We start from the raw sequence: 20,749 nt of genomic DNA on the forward strand, positions 1-20,749 counted from the left end.
AGTTAGTGATGGGGTTGCGACTAGGGTTACCCCGACGAAAGGTCACATCAGGCGCGGGTTTCTCCGACTTTCGGCGGCTTGTGTGGTCCGGGCCTGCTGTGTATCTTGATCAGCCTTTGACCGTTTGGGCGGTCACGACCCTTTTTTTGAGATTGGCCCCACGAGGCGAATCTGACGTTATCTATATAAAAAATTGAGGAGCACATCGATGCGCGTCATTCTGCTGGGAGCTCCCGGGGCCGGTAAAGGTACTCAGGCTAAGTTCATCACCGAAAAATTCGGCATTCCGCAAATCTCCACTGGCGACATGCTGCGTGCTGCGGTCAAGGCCGGCACCGAGCTGGGCCTGATCGCCAAGAGCGTCATGGACAGCGGTGGTCTGGTTTCCGATGACCTGATCATCAACCTGGTCAAGGAACGCATCAGCCAGGCTGATTGCGCCAACGGTTTCCTGTTCGACGGTTTCCCGCGCACCATTCCTCAGGCTGAAGCCCTGGTGAAGGCCGGCGTCGAGCTGGACCACGTGTTGGAAATCGACGTTAAAGACGAAGACATCGTTCAGCGTATCGCTGGCCGTCGTGTTCACGAGGCCAGCGGCCGCGTGTACCACATCGTCTACAACCCGCCAAAAATTGCCGGTAAAGACGACATCACCGGCGACGAGCTGGTGCAGCGCAAAGATGACACTGAAGAAACCGTGCGTCATCGCCTGTCGGTCTACCACGCCCAGACCGAGCCTCTGGTGAAGTTTTACCAGGAGCTGTCCGCCGCTCAAGGCAAACCGAAGTACAGCCACGTCGAAGGTGTTGGCTCGGTTGAAGTGATCACCGGTAAAGTGCTTGAAGCACTGAGCTAAAAAAACGCTTCATCTTCTACGGCCCGCTTGCGGGCCGTAGTTGTTTATACTGGCGCACTTTTTCTGACCTCTCTTACGGAAACATCGATGAGCACCTTGCTGGCCCTGGACACCGCGACTGAAGCTTGCTCCGTTGCCTTGCTGCATGACGGCAAAGTCACGAGCCATTACGAGGTGATCCCGCGCCTGCATGCGCAGAAGTTGCTGCCGATGATTCAGCAGTTGCTGGCGGATGCCGGGACCACCCTGCAAGCGGTCGATGCAATCGCGTTCGGCCGTGGTCCGGGGGCGTTCACCGGCGTGCGGATCGCCATCGGCGTGGTGCAGGGGCTGGCGTTTGCGCTGGATCGTCCGGTGTTGCCAGTATCGAACCTGGCCGTGCTGGCGCAGCGGGCCTATCGCGAACATGGCGTGAGCCAGGTTGCGTCCGCCATCGATGCGCGCATGGATGAAGTGTATTGGGGTTGCTACCGCGAAACGGCGGGGGAGATGCGCCTGGTCGGCAATGAAGCGGTGCTGCCGCCAGAAGTGGCCGCGTTGCCGGCTGACGCCAGCGGTGAGTGGTTTGGCGCCGGCACTGGCTGGGGTTATGCCGAGCGAATCGCCGTCAGCCTGATCGGGCAGGATGCGGGTATGTTGCCTCACGCTGAAGACCTGCTGACCCTGGCACGTTTTGCCTGGGCGCGGGGTGAGGCGATCGTGGCTGATGAGGCTCAGCCGGTGTACTTGCGCGATAAAGTCGCGACACCCAAAGCGCGTTAAATTCCGAGACTGAGTCGGTCCTATCGCGAGCAGGCTCGCTCCCACAGGGTTAGCGCAAAACCTGTGGGAGCGAGCCTGCTCGCGATAGCGATCTAACGAATGTAGCCAATCGTCGTTTTATGCTCCCAGCTTTTAAACCTTTTCCATTTTCTGTGTTCTAGTTATCACTCGGCGGTTTGCGAAGTGGGCTATGCGCCACTAAACTGCCATCACTGATACCGGACATGTACTCATGCGTATAGACGGCGTTCCCTCTCAGTCCTACCCCATCAAGCGCAAGCCTCGCAAAGGCCCTGTGGCGGATGACGACTATGTCGATATCGACGGCGAGCTGGAAATTCCATCCGAAGAGCAAATGGCCGCCCGCGCTGCCAAAGCCTCTGCGCAACGCTTGAGTAATCTCCCCGCCCGTCAACAAGACATGCTTTATCACCGTGCCATGAGCAGCAGTGTCGCGAAGGCCCTGGCCAGCTACCTGAGCACCGCCGGTTTTGTCGATTGGGATTCGGATGTGCTGGGCCTCGACCTGTACATCTGATGCAGTTGCCTTACTACCTGGGCTGTCCGTCCTGGAGTGAAAACGCCTGGCGCGACTACTTGTATCCGCAAGACGCAAAACCCGCCGAATTTCTGAATCTCTATTCCCAAGTATTTAACGCTGTGGAAGGCAATACGACCTTCTACGCGAGCCCGGCTGCGACCACCGTGCAGCGTTGGGCCGAGACCATGCCCGAACACTTTCGCTTCACAGCCAAGTTCCCCGGCGACATCAGCCACAGCGGTGACCTGCGCGAACAATTGACCGCTGCCGACACCTTCCTGCAATTGCTCAGCCCCCTCGGTGAACGGGTTTCACCGCTGTGGCTGCAACTGTCCAAAAGCTTTACGCCGCAACGACTGTCGGAGCTTGCCGGTTTTATTGATGCTGTGGACCGGCCTCTGGCGGTTGAAGTGCGGCATGACGACTTCTTCGCCAAGGGCGATGCCGAGAGAATGCTCAATCGCCTGTTACTGGATCGCGGTGTCGAGCGTATTTGCCTTGATCCCCGCGCGCTGTTCAGCTGCACATCGACCGATCCCTCTGTCCTTCACGCCCAATCGAAAAAACCCAGGGTGCCGCCCCGTCCGACCGCCTTCACGCCATGTCCGCAGGTGCGCTTCATCGGCCATCCGCAGCTGGAGGCCAACGACCCGTTCCTGGTGCCGTGGATCGAGAAAATCGCCGTGTGGATCGAAGAGGGCCGTACGCCCTATATCTTCCTGCACACCGCCGACAACCTGCTGGCCGCCAAACTGGCGCAACGTTTTCACGCAAAGCTGATGCTACGTTTGCCTGGCCTGCCGCCGCTGCCTGAGCTATACAGAGAGCCCGCTGCCGAGCAACTTGACCTGCTCTGAAGCGGATTCCCTGCCCTTTTCAGGAGCCTGCCAAATGGATGCGCAAACCCTTCGAGCCCAAGCGTTCAAAGCACTGCACGAACGCGCAGGGGCTTTTGTCATTCCCAACCCGTGGGATGCCGGCTCGGCGAAGATGCTCGCCAGCCTTGGTTTCGAAGCGCTGGCGACCACCAGCGCCGGATACGCCTTTTCCAACGCCCGCCCCGATGGCGCGCTGACGCTGGACGATACCCTGGCAAACGTTCGGGCGATTGTTGCGGCAACTGATCTGCCCGTCGCCGTCGATCTGGAAAACGGTTTCGCTGACGATCCAGCCGAATGCGCACAGAGTATTTTGCGTGCGGCAGAGGCCGGTGCGGTCGGCGGCTCTATCGAAGATGCCACCGGCCGTGAAGAAGCGCCGATCTACTGCTTCGAACATGCTGTGGCGCGGATCGAGGCTGCCGTGGCAGCCGCTCGCAGCTTGCCGTTTCCCTTTATGTTGACCGCTCGCGCGGAGAACTTTCTGCACGGCAATCCTGATCTCGCCGATACCATTCGCCGCTTGCAGGCGTTTGCCGAAGCGGGTGCCGACGTGCTTTATGCGCCAGGGCTGCGCAGCGCTGAAGACGTGTTGGCGGTGGTCCGTGCCGTGGCGCCGAAACCGGTCAATGTGTTGATGTCTGGCGGACTGAAATTGACGGTCGAGCAGTTGAGCGAAATGGGCGTCAAACGCATCAGCGTCGGTTCGGCGCTGGCCTTGGCAGCCTATGGCGAGTTTTTCCGCGCTGCCGAAGAGATCAAGACGTCGGGCACGTTCGGGTTCACGTCGCGTTCCATGCCGTACGCCCAGGCCAATCAAATGTTCAAAGGCTGACGATCGCTGAGGTTCAAGCGGCGATGCGAAGGTTCTGCAGTACGATCGGGCGAGCCCAGCCGTTATCGAAGTCGAGTTGTTTCTGTTGCTCCACCAGTTCTTCGGGCGAGAACGGCGGGAATGGCTTGTCCAGCAGATCGAGTTCGAATTCGGCGATTGGCAGGTGCAGCGGACGCGGTTGTGGCGCTGGACCTGCTTGCGGTACAGGCTGACCTGCGGTGAGCACAATCGGGCGGACCCAGCGGCTTTCGAAGTCCTGTTGCTTCTGCTGAGCAACGATTTCCTGTGCCGGGAACGGTGGGAAAGGTTTGTCGGCCAGCTCCATTTCGAACTCGGCAATCGGCAGGAACAGTGGCTCGGGCGGGCGCACCTCGGTTTCTTTCACATCGCATTCGCGCTGGGAAATGATGTGCGCCAGCAGTTCGCTGCCAACGGTGGGTTCGACCGGGCTGTCGAGATCGACCGGTCGAAAGTTGAGAGAAGCCGGTACGACATCGCCCGACTGATCGGCCAGGGCCTGGGCAAAGAAATCCTGCCACAGGTGACTGACGCCGCTCAGTGCTTGGGAGTTTCGTAGGCCAAAATCGCCGTGGGGCGAGATGTAGCCTATCGATGTGCGTTGAATGTCTGACATTTCTCTCGGTCGACGCTCAGCTCTGGCAAAATGCTCGATAGTTTTGTTATCGGCCGTTTTTGCCGATCATTAATTTTTTGAGCGTGTTTTCTCATGATTGAGCAACCTGCGGCCTGCCGCATCCACGTCGAGGCCCTGGCCGCGACTTTTCAGCCACAGGCCGAACAATGGGCCGAGCGCCTGGGTTTGCCGATGCAGGTGGATGACGGTGAGTTCGCCTTGCAGGTCGGCGACCAGGGTTTGCAGCTGCAGCAACTGGGCCCGGACGCGCCGGGGCCGGTGCGGGTGGACTTTGTCGAGGGCGGTGCGGCCCATCGCCGCTTGTACGGCGGCGGCAGCGGTCAGATGATCGCCAAGGCTGTCGGGGTTGCCCAAGGCGTGCGTCCGCGCGTGCTGGATGCCACGGCGGGGCTGGGCAAAGATGCGTTCGTGCTGGCGAGCCTGGGCTGCGAGATGAGCCTTATCGAGCGTCAGCCGCTGATTGGCGCGTTGCTTGAAGATGGCCTGGCACGCGGCGCGGAAGACTTTGAGGTGGCGCCGATCGTGGCGCGGATGCGCTTGCTCAAGGGCAATTCGATCGAGGTGATGCGCAATTGGGAAGGCGAGCCGCCGCAGGTGATCTACCTCGACCCGATGTTTCCCCATCGTGAGAAAACGGCTTTGGTGAAGAAGGAAATGCGTCTGTTCCGGCCGCTAGTAGGCGATGACCCGGATGCGCCTGCACTGCTCGAAGCGGCGTTGGCGTTGGCCAGCCACCGGGTGGTGGTCAAGCGCCCGCGCAAGGCGCCATGCATCGAAGGGCCGAAGCCGAGTCATGCGCTGGACGGTAAATCCAGCCGGTATGATATTTATCCGAAGAAAGCGCTGAAGCCTTAAGACCGCGTCGCCTGCTTCGCGAGCAAGCTTTGCTCCTACGGATTGATGTCGTTTACACATTTTGTGATCGCTTCAAACCTGTAGGAGCAAGGCTTGCCCGCGATGGCGTCGGTCCTGGCGCTACAAATCCATCAGGCTGTCTCTGGCCGATACGCCCGCATAAACAACTCCACCACTTCCTGCACATGGCTCTCGGCCGCATCCCCGGTCAGCGGCTCGCCGCAGCCATAAAGCAGCCTGAAATTCCCCGCCCCCTTGAGCAGGCAGAAGAAATGCTCGGCCGCATTGCGCGGTTTGTCGATGCTCAACGCGCCGCAGTGATCAACCTTGGTCAGCAACCGCTCCATGCCCTGCAGCATGCGCTCAGGCCCGGCCTCGAAGAAGATCAGCGAGAGTTTCGGGTCCTGGCTGCCCAGCGTCATCATCAGCCGGTGCAGGTTGACCGATTCGTCGCTGTTGATCAGCTGATGAAAGCCGCGCGCGATGTTCAACAGCACCGTTTCTACGGCAATGCCATCCGGCAATTCGAAAAACAGTGTCGGCAATTGCTCTTCGCACTTGGCCATCACGGCGGCGGAGAACAGCGTCTCCTTGTCGTTGAAATGGCTGTAGACCGTCAGCTTAGACACACCGGCCTCGGCCGCGACGGCGTCCATGCTGGTATTCGCATAACCCTTGCTCAGAAACAGAATTTTTGCCGCGTCGAGGATCGCCTGGCGCTTGGCCAGATCCTTGGGACGGCCAGGGCCGTTGGGTACTGAAAGATTGTTAGGCATATGCGCTTTTAATACTGGACTGGTGAGTTTGCTATTAATAACATACTGCTCAGTATAATTATTCCAAGCACCATTAGCGAAAGGTCCTTCACCATGTTCCGCTATGCCTTGCCCCTCGCGTTGTCAGTCAGTCTGGCGTTTTTATTGTCTGCGTGTGGTCACGAAGAGGCGCCCCAAGTCACCGTTCGCCCGGCCATGGTCGTGCAGCCAGAGCCTTCGGCCCAGGCGATGGAAAGTTTTCCCGGGGAAGTCCGCGCACGGTATGAGCCGGACCTGGCGTTTCGCATTGGCGGTAAAGTCAGTCGACGACTGGTCGAAGAGGGGCAGCGGGTCAAGGCCGACCAACCTCTGGCGGAACTCGATCCTCAGGACGTGCGCCTGCAACTGGAAGCCACCCGTGCCCAGGTCGCTGCTGCCGAGGCCAACCTGAGCCTGGTGCGCGCCGAACGTGATCGCTACAAGACCCTGATGGACCGTCAGATGGTCAGCCGTTCGCAGTACGACAATTCCGAAAACCTTTACCGATCCGGTGAAGCACGCCTCAAGCAAATCAAAGCCGAATTCAACGTCTCGACCAATCAGGCCAGTTACGCCGTGCTGCGTGCGCCGCAGGATGGCGTGGTGGCTAAACGCGCGGTTGAAGTCGGGCAAGTGGTGGCGGCGGGGCAAACCGTATTTACCCTCGCCACCGATGGCGAACGCGAAGTGTTGATCAGCTTGCCGGAGCAGAGCTTTGGCCGCTTCAAGGTTGGTCAGCCAGTGTCGGTGGAACTCTGGACCCAACCCGACCAACGTTTCGCCGGGCGCATCCGTGAACTGTCGCCCGCTGCCGATCCAAAATCGCGCACCTTTGCCGCCCGCATCGCCTTCACCGCCGGCAAGGTTCCTGCTGAACTCGGCCAGAGTGCCCGGGTGTTCGTTCAGACCTCCGATGTGGTGCCGCTGTCGGTGCCGCTTTCCGCGCTGACAGCGGAAAACGGCGCGACCTACGTCTGGGTCGTCAATGCCAACAACACCCTGAAGAAAACCCCGGTACGGGTCGGTGCCTTCGGCGAGAAAACCGTACCGGTACTCGAAGGACTGAACGCCAGCGATTGGGTGGTGGCCGCTGGCGTCCATGTGCTGCTTGAAGGGCAGCAGGTGCGTCCGGTGGATCGCTCCAACCGCGTGGTCAATCTGGCGGACAAGGAGTAATCCCCGATGGGTTTCAATCTTTCCGAATGGGCGCTGCGTAATCGCCAGATCGTACTGTTCCTGATGCTCTTGCTGGCCATTGTTGGCGCACTGTCCTACACCAAGCTCGGCCAAAGTGAAGACCCGCCGTTCACCTTCAAGGCCATGGTGATTCGGACCAACTGGCCGGGGGCCACGGCGCAGGAAGTGTCGCGCCAGGTCACCGAGCGTATTGAAAAGAAACTGATGGAAACCGGCGAGTACGAACGCATCGTTTCGTTCTCCCGTCCGGGCGAATCCCAAGTGACGTTCGTTGCCCGTGATTCCATGCACTCGGTGGAAATCCCGGACCTCTGGTACCAGGTGCGCAAGAAGATCAACGACATTCGTCAAACCCTGCCACCGGGCATCCAGGGGCCATTCTTCAATGATGAGTTCGGCACGACGTTTGGCAATATCTACGCCCTGACCGGCGAAGGTTTTGATTACGCGGTGCTCAAGGACTACGCCGACCGCGTGCAGATTCAGCTGCAACGGGTCAAGGATGTGGGCAAGGTCGATCTGCTCGGGCTACAGGACGAGAAGATCTGGATCGAACTCTCCAACGTCAAACTCGCCACCCTCGGCCTGCCTTTGTCGGCGGTGCAGCAGGCCCTTGAAGAGCAGAACGCGGTGTCTACCGCCGGGTTCTTCGAGACCTCCAGCGAGCGATTGCAGCTACGCGTCTCGGGGAATTTTCAGACGGTCGAAGAGATCAAGAACTTCCCGATCCGCGTCGGAGATCGTACGTTCCGTATCGCCGATGTGGCGGATGTGCGTCGCGGTTTCAACGATCCGCCAGCGCCGAGCATGCGCTTCATGGCGGAAAACGCCATCGGTCTGGCCGTTGCCATGAAGGACGGTGGTGACATTCTGGTGCTGGGCAAGGCACTGGAAATCGAGTTCGATCGGATCCAGAAAAACCTTCCTGCCGGTATGCAGTTGCGCAAGGTCTCCGATCAGCCCGCCGCCGTGAAAAGCAGTGTCGGTGAATTTGTTCAGGTGCTGGTGGAAGCGCTGGCAATCGTCCTGCTGGTGAGTTTCTTCTCCCTCGGCGTGCGCACCGGCATGGTGGTCGCGCTGGCGATTCCTTTGGTATTGGCGATGACATTCGCCTGCATGTATTACCTGGGAATCGGCCTGCACAAGATTTCCCTCGGGGCGTTGGTACTGGCGCTGGGTTTGTTGGTGGACGACGCGATCATCGCCGTGGAAATGATGGCGATCAAAATGGAGCAAGGCTTCGACCGCATCAAGGCAGCCAGTTACGCCTGGACCAGCACTGCATTCCCGATGCTCACCGGTACGCTGATCACCGCTGCCGGCTTCCTGCCGATTGCCACTGCGCAATCGGGTACGGGTGAATACACGCGCTCGATCTTCCAGGTGGTGACCATCGCGTTGTTGGCCTCGTGGGTGGCCGCGGTTGTGTTTGTGCCGTATCTGGGGGAAAAACTCCTGCCGGATCTGGCGAAGATTCATGCCGCCAAACATGGCACCGGCGACGGCCAGCCCGACCCTTACGGCACGCCGTTCTATCAGCGCGTCAGACGCCTGGTGGAGTGGTGCGTACGGCGGCGCAAGACGGTCATTGTCCTGACGGTCGTGTTGTTTATCGGTTCTGTCATCCTGTTTCGTTTCGTGCCGCAACAGTTCTTCCCGGCATCGGGTCGTCTGGAGTTGATGGTCGATCTGAAACTGGCGGAAGGCGCCTCGTTGAGCAACACCCGCGATGAGGTCAAACGCCTCGAAGCACTGCTCAAGGATCACGCCGGTATCGACAACTATGTCGCGTACGTTGGCACCGGTTCGCCACGTTTTTACCTGCCGCTGGATCAACAACTTCCTGCCGCGAGCTTCGCGCAGTTTGTCGTCCTGGCCAAAACCATCGAAGAGCGCGAAACCCTGCGCACCTGGCTGATCGAAGCCCTCAAGGAACAATTCCCGGCCCTGCGTGCGCGGGTGACACGTCTGGAGAACGGGCCACCGGTGGGTTATCCGATGCAGTTCCGGGTCACCGGTGAGCACATCGAGGAAGTCCGCGCGCTGGCCCGTAAAGTCGCGGCCAAGGTTCGCGAGAACCCGCACGTGGTCAACGTCCACCTGGATTGGGAAGAACCGAGCAAAGTCGTGTATCTGAACGTCGATCAGGACCGCGCCCGGGCGCTTGGCGTGAGCACTGCGAACCTGTCGAAGTTCCTGCAAAGCTCGCTGACCGGTTCCAGCGTCAGCCAGTACCGTGAAGACAACGAGTTGATCGAGATTCTGTTGCGCGGCACGTTGCACGAACGCACTGAACTGTCATTGCTGCCAAGCCTGGCGGTGCCAACTGACAATGGCCGCAGTGTTGCACTGTCGCAGATTGCGACCCTGGAATACGGCTTCGAAGAAGGCATCATCTGGCACCGCAACCGCTTGCCGAACGTGACGGTCCGCGCTGACATCTACGGCAAGGAACAACCGGCGACGCTGGTGCAGCAGATCATGCCGACCCTCGATCCGATTCGCGCCGAACTGCCGGACGGGTATTTGCTGGAGGTCGGTGGCACGGTGGAAGACTCGGCTCGCGGGCAGAATTCGGTGAAGGCCGGTGTGCCGCTTTTCATCGTGGTGGTGCTGACGTTACTGATGCTGCAACTGCGCAGTTTCTCACGCACGGTGATGGTGTTTCTGACGGCGCCTTTGGGTTTGATCGGTGTGACCTTGTTCCTGATGGTGTTCCGTCAGCCGTTCGGTTTCGTCGCCATGCTCGGCACCATCGCGCTGTCCGGGATGATCATGCGTAACTCGGTGATTCTGGTGGACCAGATCGAGCAGGACATCGCCTCCGGGCTCAAGCCTTGGCAGGCGATTATTGAAGCCACGGTGCGGCGCTTCCGGCCGATAGTGTTGACTGCACTCGCGGCGGTGCTGGCGATGATTCCGCTATCACGCAGTGTGTTTTTCGGGCCGATGGCGGTGGCGATCATGGGCGGGTTGATTGTGGCAACGGCGCTGACGTTGCTGTTTTTGCCGGCGCTGTATGCGGCGTGGTTCCGAATCAAAAAGGACCCAGCCTAACCTCTGTAGGAGCAAAGCTTGCTCGCGAAGGCCTCAACGCGGTCCATCATTCAGACCGTGTTATGGCCTTCGCGAGCAAGCTTTGCTCCTACGGAAGAATGTCAGAGGGTACCAAACACCTTCTTCGCCAAACTGGTGGCTGCCGCCGCAGGATTCTGGCGAATGGTTTCTTCCTGTTTACCAATCATTTCGAACAGACCGTTCAAGGCCTGTTCGGTCACATAGCTTTCGATGTTGGCGCTCTTCGCATCCACCACACCCATCGTCGCGGCTTGCCCGGCGAACGAGTTGTACTGCTTGGCCAGGCCTACCTGGTCGGTGGCTTGCTTGACGATTGGCAGGAACTTGACGCGGATCTGTTCGCGGCTGGTTTTGCTCAGGTACTGAGTGGCCGAGTCCTTGCCGCCGCTGAGAATGCCCTTGGCGTCCTCCACGCTCATCTTCTTCACCGCGTCCACCAGGATCGGCTGGGCTTGCGTCACGGCGGTTTCCGCCGCCTTGTTCATGCTGGTTTCCAGCTGGTCGACCTGATCGCCCATGCCGAACTGCTTCATCTTGCTGGCGACTTTGCCCAGTTTGCCCGGCAATTCGATTTTCAGGTCCGGGTTGTTGCTGAAGCCGCCCGGCGTGCCCAGTTGTTTCACGGCCAGTTGCGCCGCTTGAGTCAGGGCATCCTTGAGGCCGCCGGTGGCGTCTTGTTGTGACAGGTCGTTGAGCGACAGCGCCAGGGCGCTGGCGGAGATCATCAAGCCTGCGCACAGGCCGGCGAAGCGAAGAGTAGGGCGGAACATGGCGGCTTCCTTGTGCGAAATGATTTGACCTGGGTTGGATCGTAACTCAGATGAAAGGGTAGCGGCACCAGGCCTTTGACCGGGCCTTTCTGATGGGATTTCATCAGGCCTCGGGTTGTGCCGCGACCTGATCCGCTGCATCTTCACTGCGATGCAATGCGACCTGACGGATCGACAAGCGAATCTCCGCCGGCAACACTCGCTTGGCCGCACCTTCGGCCAGTTCGCCGAGCAGTTCGTGATAGCTCAGCTTGCCGGCCTCGTCGCGCTTGAGCACGTCGAGGTCGAGCAGAGTCTGGATGAAGTGGCGGAACAGGCTCTTGTCGAAAAACTCCGGGGCGTTGAGGCCATGGAGGATCGACAGGCGCTGGGCCATGACCGTGCACAAGTCTTCCAGCTCTTCGGCGCTGATGCTGTTCTGACCGCTGTTGAGCAGCAGCGAGACCGTCATGTAGAAGCGCTGCAAGGTCTGCGCGATGCTTTTCGACAGCAGGGTCAGCAGCACGAAATGCCGCGAGCTCGGCGCTGGGCGCAGGTAGACATCATTCTCAAAACGCAGCAGACCTTGCTCGACGAAGGCTTCGAGCCATTGATCGATCACCGCATCCAGTTCGTCCAACGACCAGCGAATGAACAGTTCCGATTGCAGATACGGATACAGCGCGCGGGTGTAGCGCAGGATCTGTTCGCGGCTCATGCGCGAGGCGCTCTGGAAGAAACTCGCCAGCAGCGCGGGCAGGGCGAAGATGTGCAGCACATTGTTGCGGTAGTAGGTCATCAGGACGGCGTTCTGCTCGTCCAGGTACAGAATCTTGCCCAGCGCGTCGCTCTGCTCGGACAGCAGGTCCATGTCCTTCACATGCTCGATCAACGCGCGACCGTCACCTTCCGGCAGGGTGGTGTGCGGCGAGTACGGGACCTTGCGCAACAGCGCCAGGTACAGATCAAGTACGCGTGCCATGGCGCGATCATCCAGCGCAAGACGGCTGGTGGACAGCAGCGCCAGCGCCACGAGGTTGACCGGATTGATCGCCGCCGCTTCGTTCAGGTGCTGCGCGACTTTCTTGCCGAGGCGGTTGGTGGTTTCGTTGAGCCAGGCCGGTTTGAACTGTGGACCGAGTTCCTGTTTACGCCAGTCCGGCTGCTCGCTGTCGAGGAATTCCGCCAGTTTGATCGGCTCGCCGAAGTTCACCGCCACCTGGCCGAAACGCTGCTTGAGCGCGCCGATGACTTTGAAGATGTCGAAGATCGATTCTTTCTTCTTGGTCGCCCCACGCAGTTCGCCAAGGTAGGTCCGGCCTTCCAGCACACGCTCATAGCCGATGTAGACCGGGATGAAAACGATCGGCATCCGGGACGAACGCAGGAAGCTGCGCAGGGTGATCGCCAGCATCCCGGTTTTCGGCTGCAGCATGCGCCCGGTGCGCGAACGGCCACCCTCGACGAAGTATTCGACCGGGAAGCCTTTGGTAAACAGGGTATGCAGGTATTCGTTGAACACCGACGTGTAGAGCGGGTTGCCCTTGAAGGTGCGGCGCATGAAGAACGCACCTCCGCGTCGCAGCAGGCCGCCGATTCCCGGCATGTTGAGGTTGATCCCGGCGGCGATGTGCGGCGGGGTCAGGCCATTGCGGAACAGCAGATAGGACAGCAGCAGGTAGTCGATGTGGCTGCGGTGGCAGGGTACGTAGATCACTTCGTAACCCGGGGCGACGTTTTGCACGCCTTCGATGTTGTTGACCTTGATGCCGTCGTAGATCTTGTTCCAGAACCAGCTCAGCACCACTTCCATGAAGCGGATCGCGGTGTAGGTGTAGTCCGAGGCGATCTCGTTGCCATAGCGCAGGGCCTGGGCCTTGGCTTTCTCCGGGGAGATGTTCTCGCGCTCGGCTTCGTCGAGGATCGCTTGCTTGACCAGCGGCTGATTGAGCAGGCCTTTGACCAGATTGCGGCGGTGGGAAATGTCCGGGCCGATCACCGCCGCTTTCAGGTTGCGGAAGTGCACCCGCAGAATTCGCTGGGCCATGCGCACGGTGCGCTCGTGGCCCTTGTTGTGGTCGATCAGTTCGCGCAAATGGATCGGCGCGGAGAACTGAACGCGGGTTTTGCGCCCCAGCACAACGATGCTCAGCAACCGACGCAGGCGTCCTGTGACCGCCCAGCTGTCAGCGAAGAGCAGTTTCCACGGACTCGACTCGCTGTCCGGCGACTGACCCCAGAACACACTGACCGGAATGATCTGCGCGTCTTCGGCGGCGTTCTGGCTCAAGGCGCTGACCAGGCGGGTCAGGGTCGGCGGTGCACCGCGTTTGTCCTGACGGCCGAGCCAATCGGGCTCTGGCGTCAGGTAAAAGAACGCGGCGGGTTCCTCCAGCGTCCCTACCGAGACCGGCAACACCGGGCGCGGCAAACCCGCCTTGCTGCACTCGGTATCGACCACGGCCAGGTCGGTCAGCGAAGGGTTTTGCAGGACGTAGAACACCGGGCGGCTGCGGTCGAGGTTGAGGGTGAACGACGACTGATTGATCGTCTCCGAGCGAACCCAGAGGTACAACAGTCGGCGCAGGGTGCCAAACACAAGACGGCGGAACGGGGAGCGGGTCATACGGCATCTGCATGAGTGAATAAAACCGAGCGTTTGCTCGGGCGGCTGATAGTGTGCCGTATTCGCCGAAAATCGGCAAAAAAGCAGCTAAGTAAAGTGAGTTGAGAGTTTTGGCGGCTGTCATATACTCGGCCGTTCAAAATAAAAACAAGGGGGGTACTGACATGGCTACGCGCGAAACCGGCAATGTGAAGTGGTTCAACGATGCCAAGGGCTACGGCTTCATTCAGCGCGAGGACGGGGTGGACGTGTTCGTGCACTACCGCGCGATTCGCGGCGAGGGGCACCGCTCGTTGGCGGAAGGTCAGCAGGTGGAATACGGCGTGGTGACTGGCGAGAAGGGTTTACAGGCTGAGGATGTGGTGGGCCTCTAAACCCGATCTTCGGATCACCAAAAACTACTGTGGGAGCGAGCCTGCTCGCGATAGCTGACTGACATTCAACATCAATGTTGACTGAAAGGGCCTCATCGCGAGCAGGCTCGCTCCCACAGGGTTTGTGTTCTGCTGTTAAACAGTTTTCCAGGTGATTTCTTCTTCACCGTCAGCGCTGATTCGCATCCAGCGATCCGCTGTCTCTTCACCTTCTTCCTCGACCCAGCTACCCGGTGCGCAACGCACTTCGACGTTCAGTGCGGCAAACGCTGCGCGGGCGCAGGCGATGTCGTCTTCCCAAGGGGTCTGGTCGCTGTCCAGGAACAGGCTGTTCCATTTGCCCACGGCTTTCGGCAGCCAGGTGACCGACACGTTGCCAGCCTTGCACTTGTAGGTCTGGCCTTTCTGGACCCAGTCGGTGCATGGGCCCAAAGCAGTGCCGAGCCAGGCCGCGACGGCCTTGTAGTCGACGTCGGCGTCTTTCAGGTAAATCTCGATATCGGGTTGGCGCATGGATGTCCTCACTGCGGGTCTGAAAAATCCATTCGCGGATTTAGCCGGCCTACGGCAAATGCCGAAGACCAAAAAATTAAAGATTATTGAAGTACGAAGTAATCGTAGCGCATCGATACAGTGACCTCGAACGGCTCGACCTGTTCGATGACCGCCGCCCGGCGTTCAGCACTGGCGCGCCAGCCGTGGGGCGTCATGGCCAACAGGTTCGCACGGTCCTGACCCTTTTCCAGCGTCAGTTTGAATTCCAGGGTTTCACTGTGCTGCAGCGCCATGCCTTCCGGCACCAAAGCCAGATGCTTGTCGTCGGTGTATTCACGCACTTCGTCGTACAGACGCTCGCGCAATTCCATTAGATGGCCGCTGGTCGGCCCGACTTTCATCAAGCCGCCGCCGGGGCTGAGCAGGCGCTTGGCTTCCTCCCAGTCCAGCGGGCTGAAGACGCTGGCGAGAAACTGGCAGCTGCCGGAAGCCAACGGCACCCGCGCCATGCTGGCGATCAACCAGGTCAGCTGCGGGTTGCGTTTGCAGGCGCGTTTAACGGCTTCCCGGGAGATGTCCAGCGCGTAACCGTCGGCGCTCGGCAAAGCCTCGGCGATTTGCGCGGTGTAGTAACCCTCGCCACAACCGATGTCCAGCCAGCGCTGCGGTGCGTACTGAGCGGCCAGTTCTGCCAGACGCTTGGCCACCGGTGCGTAATGGCCGGCGTTCAAAAAGTCGCGTCGGGCTTCGACCATCGCCAGGTTATCCCCAGGGTCGCGGCTGTTCTTGTGCTGCACCGGCAACAGGTTCAGGTAACCCTGACGCGCACGGTCGAAACGATGCCCGGCGGGGCAGGCCACGCCGTTGTCCACCGCGTTCAGCGGTTCACTGCAGATCGGGCAGGCCAGCATCAGGCGAGCAACTTGATCAGGGTCTGGTAGTAGATTTCGGTCAGCACATCGAGGTCGGCAGCCAGTACACGCTCGTTTACCTGGTGGATCGTCGCGTTGACCGGGCCCAGTTCAACCACCTGAGTCCCCATGGTCGCGATGAAGCGCCCGTCGGAGGTGCCGCCGCTGGTGGAGGCTTTGGTTTCGCGACCGGTAATGTCCTTGATGCTCGACGCAACGGCATCCAGCAATGCACCCGGTTCGGTGAGGAACGGCAGGCCGGAGAGCGCCCAGTCGATGTGCCAGTCCAGGCCATGCTTGTCGAGAATATCGGCGACGCGCTTTTGCAGGCCTTCAACGGTGGACTCGGTGGAGAAGCGGAAGTTGAATACCGCCACCAGATCGCCCGGAATCACGTTGGTCGCGCCAGTGCCGGAATTCACGTTGGAGATCTGGAAGCTGGTCGGCGGGAAGAAATCGTTGCCGTGGTCCCAGTGCTCGGCGGCCAGTTCGGCCAGTGCCGGGGCGGCGAGGTGGATCGGGTTCTTCGCCAGGTGCGGATACGCCACGTGGCCTTGCACGCCGCGTACGGTCAGCTTGGCACCGAGGGAGCCGCGACGGCCGTTCTTGACCACGTCGCCCACCAGGGTGGTGCTCGACGGTTCGCCGACGATGCACCAGTCCAGACGCTCCTTACGGGCGGCAAGGCGTTCGATCACCGCTTTGGTGCCGTGGTGCGCCGGGCCTTCTTCGTCGCTGGTGATCAGGAAAGCGACCTTGCCCTTGTGATCCGGGTAGTCGGTGACGAAACGCTCGGCCGCCACGGTCATGGAGGCGAGGCTGCCTTTCATGTCCGCCGCGCCACGGCCGCAGAGCATGCCGTGTTCGTCGATCACCGCGTTGAACGGATCGATCTGCCAGGCGGTCACCGGGCCGGTCGGCACCACGTCGGTGTGACCGGCGAAGCACAGTACCGGGCCGTCGTGTTTACCGTGGGTCGCCCAGAAGTTATCCACATCTTCGATGCGCATTGGCTCGAGCGCAAAACCGGCATCGCCCAGGCGCTGCATCATCTGCTTCTGGCAATCGGCGTCGACCGGCGTCACGGACGGACGGCGGATCAGGTCAATGGCGAGTTGAAGGGTCGGCGAAAGGTCGGCGTGGGCCGTCATGGGAAAACTCCGGAAAACTTGAATATGGGCGCGGACTAACTAAATGTGGGAGCCAGCCTGCTGGCGATGGCGGTGTGGCAGTCAACATAAACTGTGATTGTTACATTGCCATCGCGAGCAGGCTCGCTCCCACAGGGATGGATTCACGCCAAGCCCTGCAAAATGGCGGTTATCTTAAAGCAAAACGGCGGCCATTGGCCGCCGTTTAGTGCATCTGGAACGATTTAGACCGCCGGAGCCGTCTCGCCCTCGACCGCCGGTTTCGGCAGCGAAGACAAGAACGCCATGATCAGCGCCGCCAGGTACGGCAGCGACTGTACGAGCAACATGGTCACCCAGAAGCGCATGTCGTTGCTCGGCATGCCGTTCACCACGAAAATCCCCAGCGCCGCGCTCCACAACAGCAGCATGATGAACATTTCTTCGCGAGCTTCCGAAATCGCCACCCAGAAGCCGTGGTTATCGGCGTTTTTCGGGGTGCGGAAGAACGGAATACTGCTGGTGAAGAAACCGTACAGCACCGCTTTGGCGATGGTGTGCGACAACGCCAACCCTGCCAGTGCCGCGCAGAATGCATCCTTCAGGTTGACCCCGACCGCACGGCGGTACAGGAAGATGATCTTGCCGACCTTGAACACGAACAGCGCCAATGGCGGGATCGCGAAAATCAACAACGGTGGATCGACCCGCTGCGGCACGATGATCATCGCCGCCGACCACAACAGGGCGCCCACGGTGAAGAAGATGTTCATGCCATCCGCCACCCACGGCAACCAGCCCGCGAGGAAGTGGTAACGCTGGCCACGGGTCAGCTCGGTGTCCTTGCCGCGCAACAGGCTGGCGGTGTGACGCTTGATGATCTGAATCGCACCGTAAGCCCAGCGGAAACGCTGTTTCTTGAAGTCGATAAAGGTATCGGGCATCAGGCCTTTGCCGTAGCTGGTGTGGTAATACGCCGCTGACAAGCCTTTCTCGAACACGCGCAGACCCAACTCGGCGTCTTCACAGATGCACCAGTCAGCCCAGCCCAGTTCCTCGAGCACCGAGCGCCGGGTCATGGTCATGGTGCCGTGCTGAATGATCGCGTCACGGTCGTTACGGGTGACCATGCCGATGTGGAAGAAGCCTTTGTATTCCGCGTAGCAGAGCTTCTTGAAGGTGCTTTCGTTCTGATCGCGGTAATCCTGTGGCGACTGCACCACGGCGATTTTCGGGTCGGCGAAGTGCGGCACCATGTGCTTGAGCCAGTTCGGGTCGACGCAGTAGTCCGAGTCGATCACCGCAATGACTTCGGCATCCTTGGCGGTGTGCGGAATCAGGTAATTCAGCGCGCCACCCTTGAAGCCGGCCAATGGCGCGACGTGGAAGAACTTGAAGCGCGGGCCGAGGGTTTCGCAATAATCGCGCACCGGTTCCCAGACCGCCGGGTCCTTGGTGTTGTTGTCGATGATCAGGACTTCGAAGTCCGGATAGTCGAGGTTGGCCAGGGCGTTGAGGGTCTGTTTGACCATCTCCGGCGGCTCGTTGTAGCAAGGTACGTGAATCGAGACTTTCGGTCGGTAGTCCGAATCACCCACCACCGGCAGGAATTCACGCCGGCGTTTGTGGGTCCAGACCGCTTCGGCCAGTTCATGGGCCTCGGTCAGCAGCACGATAAACACCCCGAGTGCGCCGAGGGCAAGCAAGAAGCCCACCGTCAGGCTGAACCAGGTGCTGTATTGCTGGCTGTAGTCGTAACCGATCCACACCAGCACCGAACCACAGAGGAACGCGATGAAGGTCAGGAAGGTGCGGCCGCGTTGACGCAAGGCCGAGCCGTCGATCATCAGCAGGGTAAGGGACAGCAGAGCCAACACCACCGAACCGATGGCCAGCACGCGCCATTGCGGGATCGCGACGACCGGGCCTTCAAAGTTGAACTTCTGCTGGCGCGCGGCGTTGAAAACGCCCCAGTAAGCGCCCACGGAACCTTCGTCACTGGCCTTCCACGGTTGGTCAAAGGCTTCGATCACGAAGTAGTTGAAGCCCTGGCGATTGAGCTTGTTGACCAAGGTCCGCAGATAAATTGCCTGGTCTGCCGGCGATGCATCGGCACCACCGCGCATGCGACCGTTGCTCGGCCAGCCGACTTCCGACAGCAGCAGCGGTTTTTTCGGGAACATCTTTTTCAGGTCACGGGCGCGGTCGAGTACGAACTGCCCGGACTGCTCCATCGGAACATGTTCCCAGTACGGCAGGACGTGGGCGGCGATCAGGTCGACGTGCTTGGCCAGGCTCGGGTTTTCTTCCCAAACGTGCCATTGCTCGGAGGTCGTCACCGGTACTTTCACTGCCGCGCGGACGCGATCAAGGATCACGCTCAGTTCGGCGGCGGTAATTTCCTTACGGAAGATCGCCTCGTTACCGACCACGACGCGAACCACGCTGCGGGAAGTATTGGCCAGTTCGATGGCGCGCAGGATTTCACGCTCGTTGCGCTCAAGGTCCGGGCTGATCCAGATACCCAGCGTCACGCGCAAACCGAATTCTTCGGCGAGCCTGGGAATATCACCCAGGCTGCCATCGACCGAGTAAGTACGGATGTTGTCCGTCAGCTTGCTCATGATCTCCAGATCGCGACGCATTTCATCGTCGGTCGGGTACTGCTCTTTTTGTGGGTACTGCCCTTGCTGGAACGGCGAGTACGAAAAGCCGGAGATCTGTTCAGGCCAGTTGGGGGCGGTGACCGGGCGATTGATCAGCGCCCAGAAGCCGGTAAACAAGGCTGCGATGGCGAGCACCACGACCAGGTTGAGTCCAAATTTACGCGATGACATAGCTTATTCAGGTTCCAAAGGCTGTGGAACGAAGGAACGGGTCGGCGGTTGCCAAGGGGCGCGCATCCTACACCGGGCGTTCACTGACCGTACAGCGGACAGGGAAATGCCGGACGTTGGGCAATCCAACTCGGTTTAAGTTCTTTCGTTGGACCTTGTAGGTTAAATCTTGGTTCTGTGTAGGCTGATTAAAGAGGTAAAGACGCCCGTTCATAGCCCAAAGATGCTCTTGGCCGCTGACGGCCCTATAATGCGCGCCGGTTTTTGGGGTAATGGTCATGAGTACAGAAGATCCGCGGTTTGCAGGCATCGCCCGTTTGTATGGCATCGACGGCCTGGAGCGTTTGCGCGCGGCCCACGTGGCGATCGTCGGCGTCGGTGGCGTCGGTTCCTGGGCGGCGGAAGCCGTCGCCCGTTGCGGCGTGGGGGAGATTTCGCTGTTTGACCTGGACGACGTCTGCGTCAGCAACGCCAACCGTCAGTTGCACGCGCTGGACAGCACCGTCGGCAAACCCAAGGTTGACGTGATGGCCGAGCGCCTGCGCGGGATCAACCCGGACTGCACGGTGCACGCGGTGGCGGATTTTGTCACCCGCGAGACCATGGCCGAATACATCACGCCGAACATCGACTGCGTCATTGATTGCATCGACAGCGTGAATGCCAAGGCGGCGCTGATTGCCTGGTGCAAGCGCCGCAAGATTCAGATCATCACCACTGGCGGTGCGGGCGGGCAGATTGATCCGACGCTGATTCAGGTGTGCGATTTGAACCGGACCTTCAATGATCCGTTGGCTTCGAAAGTGCGCTCGACCTTGCGCCGGGACTACAACTTCTCACGCACCGTGACCCGCCATTACAGCGTGCCGTGTGTGTTTTCCACCGAACAACTGCGCTACCCGAAACCGGATGGCAGCATTTGCTTGCAGAAGAGTTTTGTCGGTGACGGTGTGAAGCTCGACTGCGCCGGAGGATTTGGTGCGGTGATGATGGTGACGGCGACGTTTGGCATGGTCGCGGCGACCAAGGCTGTGGATAAGATTGTGGCGGGTGTGCGTCGCCCCGCGGATCGGGTCAAGCCTGAGGTTTAGGGGGCGGCGGATGCCCTCTTCGCGAGCAGGCTCGCTCCCACAGGGGAACGCATTCCAATGTGGGAGCGAGCCTGCTCGCGAAGGC

18 protein-coding genes and 1 pseudogene are annotated in these 20,749 nt (G+C 60.1%); 10 read left to right on the forward strand and 9 right to left on the reverse strand.

Annotated features, from left to right (window positions below; translation table 11 throughout):
* Positions 1 to 208: 208 nt before the first annotated feature.
* From adk to PMI27_RS08180, 5 genes are all read left to right on the forward strand, one after another.
* Positions 209 to 856: an adenylate kinase gene (gene adk / locus PMI27_RS08200; RefSeq protein WP_008156862.1), complete on the forward strand. Its 648-nt coding sequence runs from the start codon at positions 209 to 211 to the stop codon at positions 854 to 856.
* 87 nt (positions 857 to 943) lie between these two features.
* Positions 944 to 1,618 (forward strand): tRNA (adenosine(37)-N6)-threonylcarbamoyltransferase complex dimerization subunit type 1 TsaB, encoded by a 675-nt coding sequence (gene tsaB / locus PMI27_RS08195; protein ID WP_008156860.1) that lies wholly within the window; start codon positions 944 to 946, stop codon positions 1,616 to 1,618.
* 232 nt (positions 1,619 to 1,850) lie between these two features.
* The gene (locus tag PMI27_RS08190; RefSeq protein WP_008156859.1) at positions 1,851 to 2,156 is read left to right on the forward strand and encodes a hypothetical protein; all 306 of its coding nucleotides are present in this window, start codon (positions 1,851 to 1,853) and stop codon (positions 2,154 to 2,156) included.
* Complete coding sequence (locus PMI27_RS08185) at positions 2,156 to 3,016, forward strand: DUF72 domain-containing protein (protein ID WP_008156857.1); 861 nt, start codon at positions 2,156 to 2,158, stop codon at positions 3,014 to 3,016. The genes PMI27_RS08190 and PMI27_RS08185 overlap by 1 nt, the downstream gene beginning before the upstream one ends.
* A gap of 34 nt (positions 3,017 to 3,050) precedes the next feature.
* On the forward strand, positions 3,051 to 3,872 hold the full coding sequence (locus PMI27_RS08180) for an isocitrate lyase/PEP mutase family protein (protein WP_024164587.1): 822 nt from the start codon (positions 3,051 to 3,053) through the stop codon (positions 3,870 to 3,872).
* Positions 3,873 to 3,885: 13 nt separating this feature from the next.
* Here PMI27_RS08180 and PMI27_RS08175 read toward each other — a convergent pair whose 3' ends face one another.
* Positions 3,886 to 4,506, reverse strand: a complete 621-nt coding sequence (locus PMI27_RS08175) for a hypothetical protein (protein WP_008146719.1) — start codon at positions 4,504 to 4,506, stop codon at positions 3,886 to 3,888.
* A 93-nt stretch (positions 4,507 to 4,599) separates the two neighbouring features.
* Between PMI27_RS08175 and PMI27_RS08170 the strand changes: the two genes are divergently transcribed.
* Entirely contained in the window at positions 4,600 to 5,382 is a 783-nt protein-coding gene (locus tag PMI27_RS08170) for a class I SAM-dependent methyltransferase (protein ID WP_008146717.1), read from the forward strand.
* Between the two features lie 131 nt (positions 5,383 to 5,513).
* On the opposite strand, the gene PMI27_RS08165 is transcribed toward PMI27_RS08170, so the two are convergent.
* Positions 5,514 to 6,158, reverse strand: coding sequence for a TetR/AcrR family transcriptional regulator (locus tag PMI27_RS08165; protein ID WP_008146715.1), 645 nt, complete (start codon positions 6,156 to 6,158; stop codon positions 5,514 to 5,516).
* Between the two features lie 93 nt (positions 6,159 to 6,251).
* Here PMI27_RS08165 and PMI27_RS08160 point away from each other — a divergent pair, with 93 nt between their 5' ends.
* Positions 6,252 to 7,352, forward strand: coding sequence for an efflux RND transporter periplasmic adaptor subunit (locus PMI27_RS08160; protein ID WP_008146713.1), 1,101 nt, complete (start codon positions 6,252 to 6,254; stop codon positions 7,350 to 7,352).
* 6 nt (positions 7,353 to 7,358) lie between these two features.
* Complete coding sequence (locus PMI27_RS08155; RefSeq protein WP_008146711.1) at positions 7,359 to 10,430, forward strand: efflux RND transporter permease subunit; 3,072 nt, start codon at positions 7,359 to 7,361, stop codon at positions 10,428 to 10,430.
* Positions 10,431 to 10,531: 101 nt separating this feature from the next.
* Here the strand turns inward: PMI27_RS08155 and PMI27_RS08150 are convergent, their stop codons facing one another.
* From PMI27_RS08150 to plsB, 3 genes and pseudogenes are all read right to left on the reverse strand, one after another.
* Positions 10,532 to 11,221, reverse strand: coding sequence for a DUF4197 domain-containing protein (locus tag PMI27_RS08150; RefSeq protein WP_008146708.1), 690 nt, complete (start codon positions 11,219 to 11,221; stop codon positions 10,532 to 10,534).
* A 23-nt stretch (positions 11,222 to 11,244) separates the two neighbouring features.
* Positions 11,245 to 11,316 (reverse strand): annotated as a pseudogene (locus tag PMI27_RS32540) (YbaY family lipoprotein); the annotation flags it as partial.
* Positions 11,317 to 11,324: 8 nt separating this feature from the next.
* Positions 11,325 to 13,826 (reverse strand): glycerol-3-phosphate 1-O-acyltransferase PlsB, encoded by a 2,502-nt coding sequence (gene plsB, locus PMI27_RS08145; RefSeq protein ID WP_008146707.1) that lies wholly within the window; start codon positions 13,824 to 13,826, stop codon positions 11,325 to 11,327.
* A gap of 164 nt (positions 13,827 to 13,990) precedes the next feature.
* Here plsB and PMI27_RS08140 point away from each other — a divergent pair, with 164 nt between their 5' ends.
* A complete protein-coding gene (locus tag PMI27_RS08140; protein WP_008146705.1) occupies positions 13,991 to 14,200 on the forward strand; it encodes a cold-shock protein in 210 nt (69 codons plus the stop codon).
* 135 nt (positions 14,201 to 14,335) lie between these two features.
* Here the strand turns inward: PMI27_RS08140 and PMI27_RS08135 are convergent, their stop codons facing one another.
* The 4 genes from PMI27_RS08135 to PMI27_RS08120 form a co-directional block, all read right to left on the reverse strand.
* On the reverse strand, positions 14,336 to 14,713 hold the full coding sequence (locus PMI27_RS08135) for a hypothetical protein (RefSeq protein ID WP_008146702.1): 378 nt from the start codon (positions 14,711 to 14,713) through the stop codon (positions 14,336 to 14,338).
* Between the two features lie 83 nt (positions 14,714 to 14,796).
* Entirely contained in the window at positions 14,797 to 15,606 is an 810-nt protein-coding gene (locus tag PMI27_RS08130; RefSeq protein ID WP_008146699.1) for a putative RNA methyltransferase, read from the reverse strand.
* Positions 15,606 to 16,757 carry a succinyl-diaminopimelate desuccinylase gene (gene dapE, locus PMI27_RS08125; protein ID WP_008146697.1) on the reverse strand — a complete coding sequence of 384 codons (1,152 nt, stop codon included), beginning with the start codon at positions 16,755 to 16,757 and terminating at the stop codon, positions 15,606 to 15,608. The genes PMI27_RS08130 and dapE overlap by 1 nt, the downstream gene beginning before the upstream one ends.
* Positions 16,758 to 16,981: 224 nt before the next feature.
* Entirely contained in the window at positions 16,982 to 19,573 is a 2,592-nt protein-coding gene (locus PMI27_RS08120) for a glycosyltransferase (RefSeq protein WP_008146695.1), read from the reverse strand.
* Between the two features lie 278 nt (positions 19,574 to 19,851).
* Here PMI27_RS08120 and tcdA point away from each other — a divergent pair, with 278 nt between their 5' ends.
* Complete coding sequence (tcdA, locus tag PMI27_RS08115) at positions 19,852 to 20,664, forward strand: tRNA cyclic N6-threonylcarbamoyladenosine(37) synthase TcdA (RefSeq protein WP_371918014.1); 813 nt, start codon at positions 19,852 to 19,854, stop codon at positions 20,662 to 20,664.
* Positions 20,665 to 20,749 lie beyond the last annotated feature (85 nt).

The sequence above is a fragment of the Pseudomonas sp. GM41(2012) genome (genome assembly GCF_000282315.2).
In the GTDB taxonomy this organism is placed as follows: Bacteria; Pseudomonadota; Gammaproteobacteria; order Pseudomonadales; family Pseudomonadaceae; genus Aquipseudomonas.